This window comes from Niallia laureatilytica (assembly GCF_046613985.1).
Classification (GTDB): domain Bacteria; phylum Bacillota; class Bacilli; order Bacillales; family Cytobacillaceae; genus Niallia.
Genome location: NZ_JBKKHP010000002.1, coordinates 277,590 through 292,112, shown reverse-complemented (window position 1 = coordinate 292,112; position 14,523 = coordinate 277,590). Strand labels below are relative to the sequence as shown.

The following is a 14,523-nucleotide window of genomic DNA, read 5'->3' as shown; positions in this document are numbered from 1 at the left end:
TATAATAAAATAACAAAATTCTACTTAAAACTACATAAAACTATTTTGATTATAAAAATGGAAAAACTTGTTTAATCCTTTACAGAACAATATCGTTCGATATATTAAAAATTTTTTTGACAAAACATCTGTTTTTTCAGTATTATATTAGAATACTAGAGGAGGTTAAAACAATGCTAGACTTAAATAAACAGAAAATTGTGGACAGTGTTCCGCAAAAGGGTTTTTTTGGTCATCCAAAAGGACTTTTCACTCTGTTTTTCACAGAGTTCTGGGAGAGATTCTCTTACTACGGAATGAAAGCTATCCTTGTTTACTACATGTATTATGAAGTTTCAAAAGGCGGACTAGGCATTCCTGAAACTACTGCATTTGCCATTACGTCTATTTACGGTTCACTTGTCTATATGTCAGGAATCATTGGCGGCTGGTTAGCTGACCGAATTTTTGGTACTTCTAAAGCAGTATTTTATGGCGGTATTTTCATCATGCTTGGTCATATTGTTTTAGCAGTACCAGGAAGCATCAGCATGTTCTTCGTATCAATGGTGCTGATCGTTATTGGTACAGGCTTATTGAAACCAAACGTATCAAGTATTGTCGGTGAAATTTATTCACAGGAAGACAATCGCCGCGATGCAGGATTCAGTATCTTCTACATGGGTATCAACCTTGGAGGATTCCTTTCTCCGCTGATCGTCGGTGAAGTCGGCATGAACACAAGCTTCCATTTAGGCTTTGGTCTTGCTGCAATCGGTATGCTTATTGGATTATTAGTATTTATGTTTACAAAAAAGAAAAACCTTGGGTTGGCAGGTACCCTTGTTGCAAATCCTCTTTCAGCTACTGAAAAGAAAAAGGTTTATTCTATTATTGGTATTGGAATCGTTGTTCTTGCTATCATCTTAGCCATTACTATTCCAACAGGCCTTCTTACATTTGACACTTTTGCTATTGTAGTCGGTATCCTTGGATTCTTGATTCCAGCAATCTATATTACGGTAATGTACCGCAGTCCAAAAACAACATCTGACGAACGTTCTCGTTTGATTGCTTATATCCCATTGTTCTTAGCATCTGTAATGTTCTGGGCAATACAGGAGCAAGGTTCTACAATTCTTGCAGGATATGCTGATAAACGTACACAACTTGAATTTGCTGGCTTGCACTTATCGCCAACACTATTCCAATCATTGAACCCGCTGTTTATCATTATCTTTGCACCAATTATAGGATGGCTATGGGTTAAGCTTGGTGACCGCCAGCCTTCTATCCCAAAGAAATTCTCAATAGGATTGCTGTTTGCAGGTCTTTCTTTCCTAGTAATCCTGCTTCCAGCTTATTTTGGCGGAGCGAACTCGCTTGTTAATCCTTTATGGCTTGTGCTTAGCTACTTTATCGTTGTAATTGGAGAGCTTTGCTTATCTCCTGTAGGATTATCAGCAACAACAAAATTAGCGCCGGCTGCATTCTCTGCACAAACGATGAGCCTTTGGTTCTTATCTAATGCTGCAGCACAAGGATTGAATGCACAAATTGTTAAGTTCTATTCAGAAAAAACTGAAATGTTGTACTTCGGCATCATCGGTGGCTGCTCGATTGTACTAGCTCTTGTATTATTCCTTCTATCACCAATGATTCAAGGCAAAATGAAGGGCATTAAATAAATATAAAAAAAGAACTAGATCCATTTAGATCTAGTTCTTTTTTTATTGCTTACTTAACCACTAAAGGAACAACCATCCCTTTATTAACATCAATTAAGCCATGATCTGTAATTTTTAATGCAGGACTTACTGGCAGCGATAAAGTGCTTAACGACATAATCGCATTATAATGTTCATAGCCAAGCGCTTGGAGTGTTGCTGTTAATTGTTCTACCTGCTTAGAAATGATAGATAAAGGCTCTTCTGAAAGAATACCGCCAACAGGCAACGGCACATTTGCAAGAATTTCGCCATTATGAACACAGCAGATTCCTCCTTGCTGCTTTATTACTTCATTCGCTGCTATCACCATATCCTCTTTATTTTGACCTAGGACAAGGAGATTATGGTTATCATGTGAATAAGTTGTGGCAACAGCACCTCTTTTCAGGACATCCCCGCCAATAAGCCCTCTTGCACTATTGCCGTTCTTGCCATAGCGTTCAAATGTAGCAAGAAGTCCGTATTCACTTTCCTCCCACTGCAGCATACCCGCTTCTATATTTAAATCATCATGTTTTTCTTCTGTGAAGGTAGAGCCGTTTTTCACATTCATTATTCGGCATTTTACTTTGCCATCATTTTTCATAAGCTTCACTTGAAAAGCATCTTCACCCAGTTTGTTTAGATTTACACTTTCGTAGAAGCTGCTCGGAAATGCTTGGCTGCTTTCTTCCTGTACGTAAGGAATTGTCTCATCATAGACCTTTGTTCCTTCTTTATATACTTCTTGGATATGAAAGCTTTCTAACTCTGAAATTAGCAGAAAATCTGCGAGCTTGCCTGGTGCAATTACGCCTCTGTCATACATTCGCATGCGGGCAGCTGGTGTATAAGTACAAGCATAAATCGCTTTCTCAGGAGACATGCCCATTGCGATAGCTTTTTTCAGGAGAACATTTAAATGCCCTCTGTTTTGCAGGGAATCTGCCATTACATCATCTGTCACAAAACAGAAATGCTCATCAACATCTTGATCAATTAAATAATCTATAACTTCTTTTGTCATTGATTTTTCTTGAATTTCAAGGAACATCCCTATTGCTATACGCTCCTTCATCCCTGCTACTGTTTGATGGGTATGATCGGATGTAACTCCTGCAAATGCCAGACTCTGTAATTCGAGATCAAGGAGTTTTGGAACATGTCCTTCAATAATAAGCTCAGGATAATTCTCTGACATATATGATAATATCTTGTTTGTTTTTCCGCCTGGTTTGGAAATAACATCATAATAATTCATGATTTCCCCAAGGCATTTTATTCTCTCTGTCTGCAGCAATTCTTCGATATCTTCTATCTCAATTGCTCCGCCAGTAGTTTCCATACTAGTTGCAGGAACCGAGCTTGGAATAGCATAGAACATGTCCAAACGACAGTTCTTGCTTGCCTTGATCATCTCTTTTACACCTGCTATTCCAAACACGTTTGCCATTTCATGAGGCTCAGGTACAATCGTGGTGACCCCATTTTTTAGCAAACCGTATGAAAATGTCGCTGGAGTAACCATCGTGCTTTCAATATGGAGGTGGATATCAATCAATCCTGGAACAAGATACATGCCAGCAGCTTCTATTATTTTCTCTGCCGTAAACGTTTCACTGCCTTTTGCACCTATATAAAAGAACTTGCCATCCTTAACAGCGACATTTGCTTTTGTGAACTGTTTGAAATAGCTGTTAAAAACCATTGCTTCTTTAATAAGCATATCTACTTTCATTGTTTGACCCCTCCTACTCTACAAGCACCATCTGATCCTTTGGAATAATCAGGACTACAACTTGTCCGACATTAAATGGTGCTGTCATCTCTTTATTAACAGTAAATTCACCAATTGGTGTGCTGACAACATATTGATAGCTTCTGCCGAGGAATGTTGTAATCTTTATTTTTCCTGGTATGCCATTAGAAGGAAGGACTTGTGTTTCGTTCCATTCTGCAAGCAGGAAGTCATCTGGCCGGACAGCTCCAACCTTTTTAGCTGGCGTCATATGGGAATGTTTTTCAACAGTAAACATACTGCCATTCTTATACAGCTCCACTATATCCCCTTTATCTTCTCTTCTATCAAACTCAATAAAGTTTTTGAAGCCGATAAAATCAGCGACAAATTTTGTTGCAGGATATTTATAAATGGTTGCAGGATCGCTCAATTGCTCGATGATGCCTTTATTCATGATGGCTACTTGATCAGAAATAGAGAAGCATTCTTCTTGATCGTGAGAAACGTATACCGTTGTTATTCCAAGCTCTTGCTGTATTCTTCTTATTTCAACACGCATATTGACACGCAAATTAGCATCGAGATTGCTTAATGGTTCATCAAAAAGGAGAATATCCGGTTCAATGACAAGTGCTCTTGCGATTGCTACCCGTTGTCTTTGTCCACCTGAGAGCTCTGCAGGGTATCTTTTACCGTATCCTTCTAGATTGACGATTTCCAACATGCGCTCTACTCGCTTCACAGCTTCTGCTTTCGGAACCTTTCGCAAACGAAGACCGAAGGCAATATTATCAGCAACAGTCATATGGGGGAACAAAGCATAGTTTTGAAACACAAACCCAAAGTTTCTTTTGTTAACAGGAACCTTTGTATAATCTTTATCTTTAAACAAGAACTTCCCGTTATTTGATTGCAGGAAACCGGCAATTAGACGAAGCGTTGTTGTCTTGCCGCAGCCGCTTGGTCCAAGCAGGGATACAAGCTGCCCCTTTTCGATTTCAAGATTGAAATCCTTAAGAATTTCTTTTTTGTTATAAGCTACAGATATGTCTTGTAATGTAAACAAAGCCACATTTAACAATCCCTTCTATCTTTTTGTAAAATAGGATAATCCCATTAATCGTTCTACTATAAACATGAACAATGCAGTAATAATCATTAACAGTACAGATATAGCTGCAACAGTAGGGTCAAAGTAGTTCTCTACATACAACAGCATCTGGATTGGGAATGTGCTCACACCTGGTCCTGTCATGTAAACAGAGATATCAACATTATTGAATGACTCTAAGAAGGCAATCATTACAGCTGCAATTATGCCTGATTTTATATTCGGGACAACTATCGAGAAAAAGGTGCCAATTCTGCTTGCTCCTAAACTAAGTGCAGCTTCCTCTATCGAAAAATCAAAGTTTGTTAAGCTTGACGAGATAACACGAATAACAAACGGCAGCATGATGACAGTATGACCGATAAATAGGGAAGTATAGATCGGCAGCTCATATGCAACCACAATATAACGTAAGAAGGAAAAACCTAACACAATTCCCGGAATAAGAATTGGCGAAACAAAAATCCCATTGATAATTCCCTTACCCGCAAAGTCAAATCTGCTTAACGCATATGCAGCTGGCACGCCAAGTAATAATGCTAAAATATTTCCGGCAATGGAAACAAGGATAGATGTCTTGAATGTGCTCAAGAACATTTCTACTTGAAAAATATTTTCATACCATTTAAACGAATACTCTTCAGGAGGGAACTTCAAGATGCTTCCGCCCTCAAATGAAGTAATTGATATAATTAGCAAAGGCCCTAGTAAAAAAACAAAAACGAGGAAGGTAAACAGGGCCAACCCTCTATTCTTTTCCTGCATACACCTCTACCCCTTCGGATTAAGTTTTTTTGCTACTCCATTCATAATGGAAATAATAATAAAGGTCACCACAATCATGATTGTTGCTACAATGGATGCTAGCTTCCAATCATTTAATGTAATCGCATTTTGATATAAAAACGTCGAAATAACCCTTTGTTTTCCGCCTAGCAATGCTGGCGTCGTATAAGCTGTAAAGCTGCCGACAAACACGAGAATGCTACCGATTACCAGCCCTGGCACACAAAGCGGCACAACAATCTTCAAGAAGACTCCGAGTTTTGATGCCCCAAGACTCTCTGCTGCCTGCAGTAAATCCATTTCGATATTCTCCATTACTCCAACAAGTGTAACAATTACTAAAGGCAGGAATAAATGCACTAAACCAATAATAATAGCTGTTGGTGTATACAAAATTTCAAGCGGCTGGTCAATAAGCCCGGCTCCTAGTAAAATTTTGTTCAGAACTCCGTTTTTCCCGATAATAATCATCCAGCTAAATGAGCGGACAACAGGGCTTGTCAACAACGGAAAAATAGTTAACAGCAGGAAAACTGCCTTTTTCCGAGCTTGAAGTTTAGAAATATAATAAGAGACCGGAAAGCCAATCAAGATACAGATAAGCGTCGTCAACAAGCTGACACGCAAGGTAGTCAGTAAAATCTTGATGAAATAATCATCCTTAAAAAAATCGATATATCCTTTTACACTAATTGTTCCATTATCATGAAAGGTTGTACCAATCATCGACAAGATTGGGATAACCATAAAGACAGTTAAAAACAGCAATCCTGGTAGAAGCAACAGGTATAGATATCTTTTCTTCATCTCATCACTCCCTGTTTAGTTTTTAGAATTTAAAGTTTCAATAAACATTTCAAAAAAGGCTTCCGTATCCACTTCAAGACATACCTCTAAATTAGGCTCCTTGTTCAAGCGGTTTTGGAAATCACACACAAACTGACCATCGCATAATTCACTCTTTGTTTCCACATCCACATAATGCTTCTCTGTTACCACCAGCTTGCTGTTAATGGCAATTCCGACCGCTAACGGGTCGTGCATGGCACATGCATGCACATTATAGCGGGAGTAGTACTTTTGCTGATAATCGCTTGTGCTTTCATCTATATAGCTCGCAAGCTTTTCATCTTTCAACTGTTGAATATGATCTCTAGTAAGCAATGCCTTTCTAGTTACATCCAAGCCAACCTGTACAATGGACGGAAAGCCAGCCTGAAGGACAATCTTTGCAGCCTCTGGATCAACATAAGCATTGAACTCAGCTGTTGGGGTAATATTGCCGACACCTCTTACTACACCGCCCATGAAAATCACCTTTTTGACATGCTTCGTAATTTGAGGACATTTTTTCACAGCCAATGCCAAGTTGGTAAGAGGACCGGTACAGATTAAGGTAACCTCTCCAGAAAAACTTAAAATTGAATTGATTATGAAGTCTGGTGCAAAGCCATCGCTTATCTCATTGCTTACAGGGATATCCTTTAACGCTCCGCCAAGGCCATCCTCTCCATGAATACGATGTTCAAAAACCGGCTTTCTAAACAAGGGAGACTCTGCTCCCTTAACAACCGGTATTTCTGTACTACCAAGCAAATCAAGTATTTTGCATGTATTAATAGTCGCGGTATTCAAGGAGACGTTTCCGCTCACTGTCGTTATACCTAACAGGTCAAAGTTTTTGCTTTTAACGGCGAGCAAAATGCCAATCGCGTCATCAATCCCTGTATCCACATCAAGTATCAGCTTTTCAGGCATTCCAAGTTCCTCCTACTCTTATTGAATAAGCTCACGGTTCCAGCGGTCTATCCACTTGCTCAAGTTCTCATTAACGAATTTCATATCCATTGTGTGAAGACTGTTAATCAAGTCTTCTCCATATGTTAGTCCCTCAGCTTCCTCTTCTGTCAGCTCGACATCAATATTTACAGGAGAATCCACTTTATTTTTTGCTGATTTCTCTTGAGCTTCTTGACCGAGAATGTAGTTGATGAATTTTTCAGAAAGCTCTTTTTGATCTGTTCCTTTAATAACATTCATTGTGTTCATTACTGCATAACCACCTTCAGCCGGTGTTACAAATTCTGCATTTGGAACTGCTTCTTTCAAGTCAGCAAAATACATTTCCATAATTGGTCCAGCTGCAATTTCGCCTTGTGCAAACATGTTTACATATTCAGAAGTTTGTCCGTATTCCTTCACAACACTTGGCATAATTTCTTTCAAGGATGTGAAAGCTGCATCTTCATTAAATGTTTCTTGACCGCTCACCTGTGATACTAAATCAACCATCATCGGACCTGTTGTAGAAGTGATGCTTGGAATGGTAATTTTCCCTTTTAAATCTGCACTCCATAAATCCTTCCAAGAAGTGATTTCAATTGGAGACTCATCAGGGTTATAAGCAATTCCAAACTGAGCAATTGTGTACGCTGGTCCGTATTCTTCCCCTAGCGGAGCTTTCGCTACATCATAGATTTTGTCAACATTAGGAATATTCTCGCGGTCAATCGTCTCAAATAATCCATCTTGAATGCCTTGCTGTGCATAGTAGTCTGATAAGAAAATAACATCTACATCTGAATTGCCTTGCTTGATTTTATTGAGACGATCAGCATTATTGCCTGTATCTAAAACGATTTCTACATTGTTTTCCTCTTCAAAAGGCTTATAAATTTCTTCACGGAAAAAGTCTTCATTAAAGCCCCATGTCGATACAACAAGTTTCTCTTTTCCTTCGTTGCTGCCTGAATCATTAGAACCACAAGCTGCCAATAACAGTAAAGATGATGCTGCAAATGCTTGAACTATTTTTTTCATTTTTTATGCTCCTCCATTTTCATTTCTATTAGATATTTTTTTATAATAAATGCTGTATAATACTCCCTTTTTTTATCCTGCCCGCCTTAAAGGCGCGAAGCAAAACAAAAAAAGACAATCTTAAATAGAATCATTCTTCTACTTAAGATTGTCTTTTCTTTGATAAACAAAGGGAAAACTATCTTAGTCTTATATTTTGGCGTTTCACTCAGATAAATCCAAGCAAAAATCCTCATTATTTAGTATTTAAGACGATATTTGTAAAAGCAAATTGAGTGAATGAATCGTAATCTCTTAATAAAGCTTCAATATTCCAGCCTGTTTGTTCCTCAAGCTGCTGCCTGAACTTTTTCTTAAACAATAGAGACAGATGGAAATCCACCTCTAGCTTTAAGCTCGGCACTTCCCCTTCCAGTGCAGCTGATCGGGAAGCCCTCGGATGCTTGGCTTGCAAGGTTATTACGTTTTGATCGATGGTTACTTTCAGCAATGTGGTACCAGCACCAAACAATTCCTTTGATACTTTATTATAGATTTGAGAAAGTAATCTTTTCGTTTCATTCGAATCTATGATAATCACCTGCCAAACTGTTTATACCTGTATTATACATACCTTTTTATTCATTTACAACAAAATGTGCGCTTTTTAAATAAAAAATTATAAAAAAACAGTTCTAAAGTAATAAAATCCAAGCAAAATACGAACTATATCTCAAAACAATATTTCCTATTAAATAGAAAAAAAACACTCTTCCGCGTTAGTTTACCTCTTTTCATGTAAAAAAACGAGACTCTTGTCAGAATATCTGACCAGTTTTCACTTTAACCAAATCTCTTTAATCTTGTTACATATCATATCATTATAAAATTATTTAGAAAATTACTTTTTTAATAAAAGAGCAGAATTCTTGTGAATATCACTCTTAAGGTTATTTATAACAGGAGTTACGCCTCCATTAACATACAACAAATCCCGATTACCTTTTAATCGGGATTTGTTCGTATTTTAAGAGACAGCTGTTAGTCTTCGTGTCTGATTTTCTCTATTTCGTCTGCAACAAACTGCACTTGTGTGCCGACAATGACTTGAATGCTAGTTGGGCCGACAATATTAATTCCCGGCACTCCCGTCGCTTTGATTTTATTCTGATTTACTGCATCCATGTCTTTCACTTCAATTCTTAATCTTGTTACACAGTTATCGACAGAAGCGACATTTTCATCTCCGCCTAAACCTTCGTATATTTGTGAAGCCATTGCAGCAAATTTGTTATCACCAGTAGTCTGTGTTGTTACCGCTGCTTCTTCAGCAGTCTCTTCCTCACGCCCTGGTGTCGTCAAGTTAAACTTCGTGATTAAAAAGCGGAACAGCGTATAATAAATAACAGCGAAAACCAACCCTTGAACAATCAGCATATACGGCTGGTTTGCCAAAGGCAGCCGTGAGCTTAAAATAAAATCAATTAAGCCACCGCTGAAGGAGAACCCGGCCGTCCAATGGAAGAAGGACGCGATTGCCAGTGAGAAACCAGTAAGCACGGCATGAACTAAATACAATCCAGGTGCTGCAAACATAAAGGCAAATTCAATTGGCTCTGTTACACCTGTTACGAATGCCGCAATTCCTGCTGCAAGCATAAGGGATGCGACTTGCTTCTTTCTTTTCGTCTTAGCTGTATGATACATTGCCAAAGCAGCTGCTGGCAATCCGAACATCATAACAGGGAAGAAGCCTGCTTGATACATACCGGTCACACCTTTTTCCCCTTTGCCAGCCCAGAAGTTCCCGATATCATTAATACCTGCTAAGTCAAACCAGAATACGGCATTCAGCGCATGATGGAGACCTGTCGGGATAAGCAGTCTGTTGAAGAAACCATATAAACCTGCTCCGATTGCTCCTAGCTTACTGATTTGTGTTCCAAATGATACTAATCCGCTGTAGATAGCCGGCCATAAGAATAATAAGATAACAGCAACTACAAGCATACTGACAGCACTTAGAATTGGAACAAGCCTTTTGCCGCTGAAAAATGCAAATGCGGCTGGAAGCTGTGTTTTGCTGAAGCGATTATACATAATCGATGCGACTATACCAGAAAGCATCCCAATAAAGGCATTTTCAATTTTTGTAAAGGCAATATTCACATCTTCTGGATTAACTCCTTGAAGCATCGCAACGGAATTTGTGGATAACAATGTCTTAATAACTAGAAATGCTACTAAACCGCTTAACGCAGCAGATCCATCCTTATCCTTAGATAATCCTAATGCAACCCCAACTGCAAATAAATATGGAATATTGTCAAGAATGGAAGAACCAGCCTTTATTAGAAAAGCTGCGGTTGGACTGTCTGCTCCCCATCCAGAAGGGTCGATTGCATAACCTATCCCCATTAAAATCGCTGCCGCTGGCAATACAGCTACAGGCAGCATTAAAGCTCGACCAAGTTTTTGCAAATAAGCTTTCATACTATTACCCCTTTAGTTTTTCAAAGTAAAAAAATTATATATAATAGCTTAGATTAATCTTCTTTGTTCGTTTAAGCCCTCCCCTCCTTTACGTCCTGGAAATAAAGCTGAATCGCTTTTTTTAAATGCCCCTCTGATTGTGTTAAGAATTCCGCTGCTTCCTCAGCTGCTGCACCTGTCAGAATCAAAAATGCTGCTGATTTCAAGTTAAGGTCTGCACTCATAAGAGCAGCCCGCGCCTCTTCCTCTGTTGTATCTGTTATGTTAATCAGCATCTGCACAGCTCTGTCCACAAGCTTTTTGTTAATCAGTTTCATGTCTGCCATTTCATTTTGATATACTTTGCCGAGCTTTGTCATCGTTGCTGTTGACAGCATATTCAAAATCATTTTTTGAGCTGTGCCTGCCTTCAGTCTTGTTGATCCCCTAATCACTTCAGGTCCTGTTGGCGCCTCGATCCCGATTTCGCATATAGAGGATAAAACAGTTTGTTCGTTGTTGCTGATTCCAATTGTCATCGCACCGACTTGAGCTGCAAGTTTTGCAGCAGCGAGAACGAAAGGTGTTGACCCGCTGGCTGTTACCCCTATCACCACATCGTCCTTTGCAAGAGAGTGGCTGTTCAGTGCAGCAATAATCCAGTTATCATCATCCTCTGTTTCTTCAAGGGAATTCCACATTGCTTCATATCCGCCAGCAAGGAGAGGCACCCATCTGTTTTGCGCGATTGAAAACGTCGGAACTAGCTCTACTGCATCAACTACCGCCAGTCTGCCACTCGTCCCTGCCCCAACAACAAAGCATCTGCCGCCGCGCTTCCATCTGTCAGCAATCCCATCGACGGCAAGGCTAATTTCTGCCAGTGCTCCACGGACTGCCTGAGCAACTCCTTCATCCTCCTTGTTCATAAATTGAACAATCTCTAGTGTTGACCATTCATCTAAATGAAGACTGTGTGGATTGCGCTGCTCTGTTCCTCTTAATTCGCTCATATTTTCACCTCTTCATATCGATGACAAATTTATAGCGGTCTCCTCTGTAAATGGATTTAACATACTCAAAGGCCGCTCCATTTTCCAAATAGCTGTAGCGTTCAATAAGCAGCACAGGATCGCCTTCCTCAATTTTTAATAAATTGCATTCGTTTCCTTGAGCAAGGGATGACTCCAGCGTTTGTGATGCATGGCTGATTGTAAGCTGCAGCTCCTTTTCAATATAATCATAAAGGGAGGCGTGAATGGTTTTTTCGGTCAGGTCAGTGATAATATGGGCCGGTAAATAAGAAACCTCCAGCGCCATTGGACTTTCATCTGCTAGCCTTAGACGGCTCACTTCATATACCGGCATGTTTTCTTCTATTTTCAGCTTTGCAGCAATATTTTTGTCAGAACTGATTTGTTGAAAAGAAAGGATTTTCGTCTGCGGCTTCATCCCCCTTGAACGCATATCCTCTGAAAAACTCGTCAAGCCGGAAAGAGGCTGCTCTACCTTCTGTGCTGCAACGAAGGTTCCTTTGCCTCTCTTTCTAACTAAAATACCTTCATTGACAAGATTATTGATAGCTTGACGGACAGTCATTCTGCTGATGTCATATTTCTCTGCAAATTCTCTTTCAGAACTAATTGGGTCCCCAGGATTTAAGCCCTTTACAAGCTCCTTTATTTCCGTTTCCAGCTGAAAATAGATTGGAATATGGGAATCCTTAATAATCAACGATATACACTTCCTTGTTTATCCTTCAAAATTGCCAAAGCTTCACTGTCTGCAATTATTGTTACATCTGGATGCTGCTTCAGAATAGATGCAGGAATATCCTCTGTCACCTCTGTTTGGAAAAGATTATATAAGATCGGCGCTTTTTTGCTGCCTGAAGCGAGCAAAATGATTTTTCTGCTTTTCATAATGGTAGAGATCCCCATAGAAATCGCATGTGTCGGTACGTCATCGCGATTTTCGAAGTATCTTGCATTTGCCTCTCTTGTTGACTCATCCAATTCGACAACACTTGTCTTCGAGGTAAATGATGTGCCCGGCTCATTGAAGCCAATATGGCCATTTTCGCCAATACCAAGAATTTGTAAGTCCACTCCTCCTAATTTGTCGATCAGCTCCTCATATTCTGCGGCATCTTGTTCATACGGCGGTGTTTCCGCCTTTGGAAGATGAACATTTTCTCTTTTAATGTCAATATGATCAAACAGATGCTTATCCATATAATAGGAATAGCTTTGTTCACTATTTGCCTCTAAGCCCACATATTCGTCTAAGTTAACAGTTTTGATGTTTTCATAGGATGTTTTGTTTTGCTTAAAGTCTTCTGCAAGACGTTTATATGTCCCAGCAGGTGTTCCGCCAGTTGCCAAACCAAGAATAGCATCAGGCTTTTCCTTCACAAGTCTGATGATGGCATCTGCTGCCTGCGCACTCATTTTTTCATAGTTATCTACTTCGATCCATTTCATTATTCTGCACCTCCGGATTTTGCTGCGATTATTCCTCTGCAAATGGTTAAGATTACTTTATTGTTGTCATCTAGTACGACTAAATCTGCATCCTTGCCTGTTTTAATACTGCCTTTTCTATCTAAAATGCCAATTTGTTTAGCTGGATTATAAGCACCCATTGTGATGACATCCTCTAACGAACAGCCTGTAAAAGCCATCATATTGGTGAGTGCATCATTCATCTTTAAAGTGCTTCCAGCAAGAGCCCCATTTTCGAGCAACGCTTTGCCGTCTTTTACAATTACTTTCTGACCGCCTAGTGAGGAAACACCATCTTCAAGCCATTTTGCTCTCATGCTGTCTGTTATCAGAATGATTTTATCCTTCCCCTTTTGTTTATAGGTCAGTTTGACGATTTCTGGATGGATATGAACTCCATCTACAATCATCTCTGCTGTTAACTCATCATGAAGGAGGACAGCTCCAGCTGTGCCTGGGTCTCTATGATGGAAACCTCTCATGCCATTATATAGATGTGTAACATGATTCATTCCTGCTTGTACGGCTTCAACTACTTCCTCATAAACAGCATCTGTGTGTCCCATTGACGCGACAATACCATTCTCTTTTAAGTAAGCTGCAAGCTTTAGCCCATTCTCCTTCTCAGGCGCTAATGTAACCAGTCGAATCTGGTTACCAGCCAGTTGATTCCATCTTTGGAAAAGCTCAATATCTGCCGTTTTAATTGCATCGAGCGGCTGTGCTCCTGCTCTCTTTTCATTAATAAATGGTCCTTCTAAATGAACGCCCAGAATTTCTGCCTGGCCTGGTTTGTTGTCTGTTTCTATAAATGCCGAAATACACGTAAGCGCAGATTCAATTTCTTCCTGCCCTTGTGTCATCGTTGTCGCTAAAAAGCTTGTTGTTCCCTCATATGGCAGGATTTCGGCGATCGTCTTTAGTCCATCGTGTGAACCATCCATCGCATCGGCATTTTTCGCCCCATGAATATGAATGTCAATCATCCCTGGAATAAGCTTGCTTCCTTTAGGGAATGATATTGTTTGCACGTTCTCTGTCTTCTCAAGCTCCGCTAATTTTCCGTAAGAATGAATCCTTCCTTTCTCCATAAGCAAATAACCATCTGAGAGCACTCCCTCTTCTGTGTAAATGGTTAAGTCTTTAAGAAGCAAAAGCTCACCTTGTTCCTTCATTGTCATAACATGATCCCTTCTAACTGAAAATAATTTATCAACTATATAACTAGATGTCTAGACCAGTTAATTCAATATAAACCAATTCTAGCAAATATTAAAAATAATGCTTGGTTTTTGTGAGATTATCTGACCTATTTTTTTAGCAATCAATCGAAACCGCTTACAAGCAGATTATAAATGACTGCTCTTTATATTGTCAATACTTCTATTTTATTCTCCCCTTTCCCTTGGATTTTATTTCTAA

General features: G+C 39.4%; 13 protein-coding genes. 1 reads left to right on the top strand and 12 read right to left on the bottom strand.

Annotated features, from left to right (window positions below; translation table 11 throughout):
- Positions 1-173 precede the first annotated feature (173 nt).
- Positions 174-1,667 carry a peptide MFS transporter gene (locus tag ACLIJJ_RS06665; protein ID WP_233316787.1) on the top strand — a complete coding sequence of 498 codons (1,494 nt, stop codon included), beginning with the start codon at positions 174-176 and terminating at the stop codon, positions 1,665-1,667.
- 49 nt (positions 1,668-1,716) lie between these two features.
- Here the strand turns inward: ACLIJJ_RS06665 and ACLIJJ_RS06660 are convergent, their stop codons facing one another.
- From ACLIJJ_RS06660 to nagA, 12 genes are all read right to left on the bottom strand, one after another.
- The gene (locus ACLIJJ_RS06660; protein WP_341075396.1) at positions 1,717-3,426 is read right to left on the bottom strand and encodes an adenine deaminase C-terminal domain-containing protein; all 1,710 of its coding nucleotides are present in this window, start codon (positions 3,424-3,426) and stop codon (positions 1,717-1,719) included.
- A 13-nt stretch (positions 3,427-3,439) separates the two neighbouring features.
- The gene (locus tag ACLIJJ_RS06655) at positions 3,440-4,501 is read right to left on the bottom strand and encodes an ABC transporter ATP-binding protein (RefSeq protein WP_233316785.1); all 1,062 of its coding nucleotides are present in this window, start codon (positions 4,499-4,501) and stop codon (positions 3,440-3,442) included.
- A gap of 15 nt (positions 4,502-4,516) precedes the next feature.
- Positions 4,517-5,305 (bottom strand): ABC transporter permease, encoded by a 789-nt coding sequence (locus ACLIJJ_RS06650; RefSeq protein WP_233316784.1) that lies wholly within the window; start codon positions 5,303-5,305, stop codon positions 4,517-4,519.
- 6 nt (positions 5,306-5,311) lie between these two features.
- Positions 5,312-6,133, bottom strand: coding sequence for an ABC transporter permease (locus ACLIJJ_RS06645; RefSeq protein WP_233316783.1), 822 nt, complete (start codon positions 6,131-6,133; stop codon positions 5,312-5,314).
- 15 nt (positions 6,134-6,148) lie between these two features.
- Positions 6,149-7,084 (bottom strand): nucleoside hydrolase, encoded by a 936-nt coding sequence (locus tag ACLIJJ_RS06640; RefSeq protein WP_233316782.1) that lies wholly within the window; start codon positions 7,082-7,084, stop codon positions 6,149-6,151.
- Positions 7,085-7,102: 18 nt separating this feature from the next.
- Positions 7,103-8,146 (bottom strand): ABC transporter substrate-binding protein, encoded by a 1,044-nt coding sequence (locus ACLIJJ_RS06635; RefSeq protein ID WP_411410684.1) that lies wholly within the window; start codon positions 8,144-8,146, stop codon positions 7,103-7,105.
- Positions 8,147-8,381: 235 nt separating this feature from the next.
- Positions 8,382-8,726, bottom strand: a complete 345-nt coding sequence (locus ACLIJJ_RS06630) for a DUF2294 domain-containing protein (RefSeq protein WP_233316780.1) — start codon at positions 8,724-8,726, stop codon at positions 8,382-8,384.
- A 440-nt stretch (positions 8,727-9,166) separates the two neighbouring features.
- Positions 9,167-10,618, bottom strand: a complete 1,452-nt coding sequence (gene nagE, locus ACLIJJ_RS06625; protein WP_411410683.1) for an N-acetylglucosamine-specific PTS transporter subunit IIBC — start codon at positions 10,616-10,618, stop codon at positions 9,167-9,169.
- Between the two features lie 71 nt (positions 10,619-10,689).
- Positions 10,690-11,610 carry an N-acetylmuramic acid 6-phosphate etherase gene (murQ, locus tag ACLIJJ_RS06620; protein ID WP_233316778.1) on the bottom strand — a complete coding sequence of 307 codons (921 nt, stop codon included), beginning with the start codon at positions 11,608-11,610 and terminating at the stop codon, positions 10,690-10,692.
- A gap of 4 nt (positions 11,611-11,614) precedes the next feature.
- Entirely contained in the window at positions 11,615-12,331 is a 717-nt protein-coding gene (locus tag ACLIJJ_RS06615) for a GntR family transcriptional regulator (protein ID WP_233316777.1), read from the bottom strand.
- Positions 12,328-13,080 carry a glucosamine-6-phosphate deaminase gene (nagB, locus tag ACLIJJ_RS06610; protein ID WP_411410682.1) on the bottom strand — a complete coding sequence of 251 codons (753 nt, stop codon included), beginning with the start codon at positions 13,078-13,080 and terminating at the stop codon, positions 12,328-12,330. Before nagB ends, ACLIJJ_RS06615 begins: the two co-directional genes overlap by 4 nt.
- Positions 13,080-14,276, bottom strand: coding sequence for an N-acetylglucosamine-6-phosphate deacetylase (gene nagA / locus ACLIJJ_RS06605; protein ID WP_411410811.1), 1,197 nt, complete (start codon positions 14,274-14,276; stop codon positions 13,080-13,082). Before nagA ends, nagB begins: the two co-directional genes overlap by 1 nt.
- Between the last annotated feature and the right edge of the window lie 247 nt (positions 14,277-14,523).

Bases quoted from the DNA above. Each gene is read 5' to 3' on its own strand.
- ACLIJJ_RS06665 (WP_233316787.1), top strand. From the start codon at position 174: ATGCTAGACTTAAATAAACAGAAAATTGTGGACAGTGTTCCGCAAAAG.
- ACLIJJ_RS06650 (WP_233316784.1), bottom strand. From the start codon at position 5,305: ATGCAGGAAAAGAATAGAGGGTTGGCCCTGTTTACCTTCCTCGTTTTT.
- nagA (WP_411410811.1), bottom strand. From the start codon at position 14,276: ATGAAGGAACAAGGTGAGCTTTTGCTTCTTAAAGACTTAACCATTTAC.
- ACLIJJ_RS06635 (WP_411410684.1), bottom strand. From the start codon at position 8,146: ATGAAAAAAATAGTTCAAGCATTTGCAGCATCATCTTTACTGTTATTG.
- ACLIJJ_RS06640 (WP_233316782.1), bottom strand. From the start codon at position 7,084: ATGCCTGAAAAGCTGATACTTGATGTGGATACAGGGATTGATGACGCG.
- nagB (WP_411410682.1), bottom strand. From the start codon at position 13,080: ATGAAATGGATCGAAGTAGATAACTATGAAAAAATGAGTGCGCAGGCA.
- ACLIJJ_RS06660 (WP_341075396.1), bottom strand. From the start codon at position 3,426: ATGAAAGTAGATATGCTTATTAAAGAAGCAATGGTTTTTAACAGCTAT.
- nagE (WP_411410683.1), bottom strand. From the start codon at position 10,618: ATGAAAGCTTATTTGCAAAAACTTGGTCGAGCTTTAATGCTGCCTGTA.
- murQ (WP_233316778.1), bottom strand. From the start codon at position 11,610: ATGAGCGAATTAAGAGGAACAGAGCAGCGCAATCCACACAGTCTTCAT.
- ACLIJJ_RS06645 (WP_233316783.1), bottom strand. From the start codon at position 6,133: ATGAAGAAAAGATATCTATACCTGTTGCTTCTACCAGGATTGCTGTTT.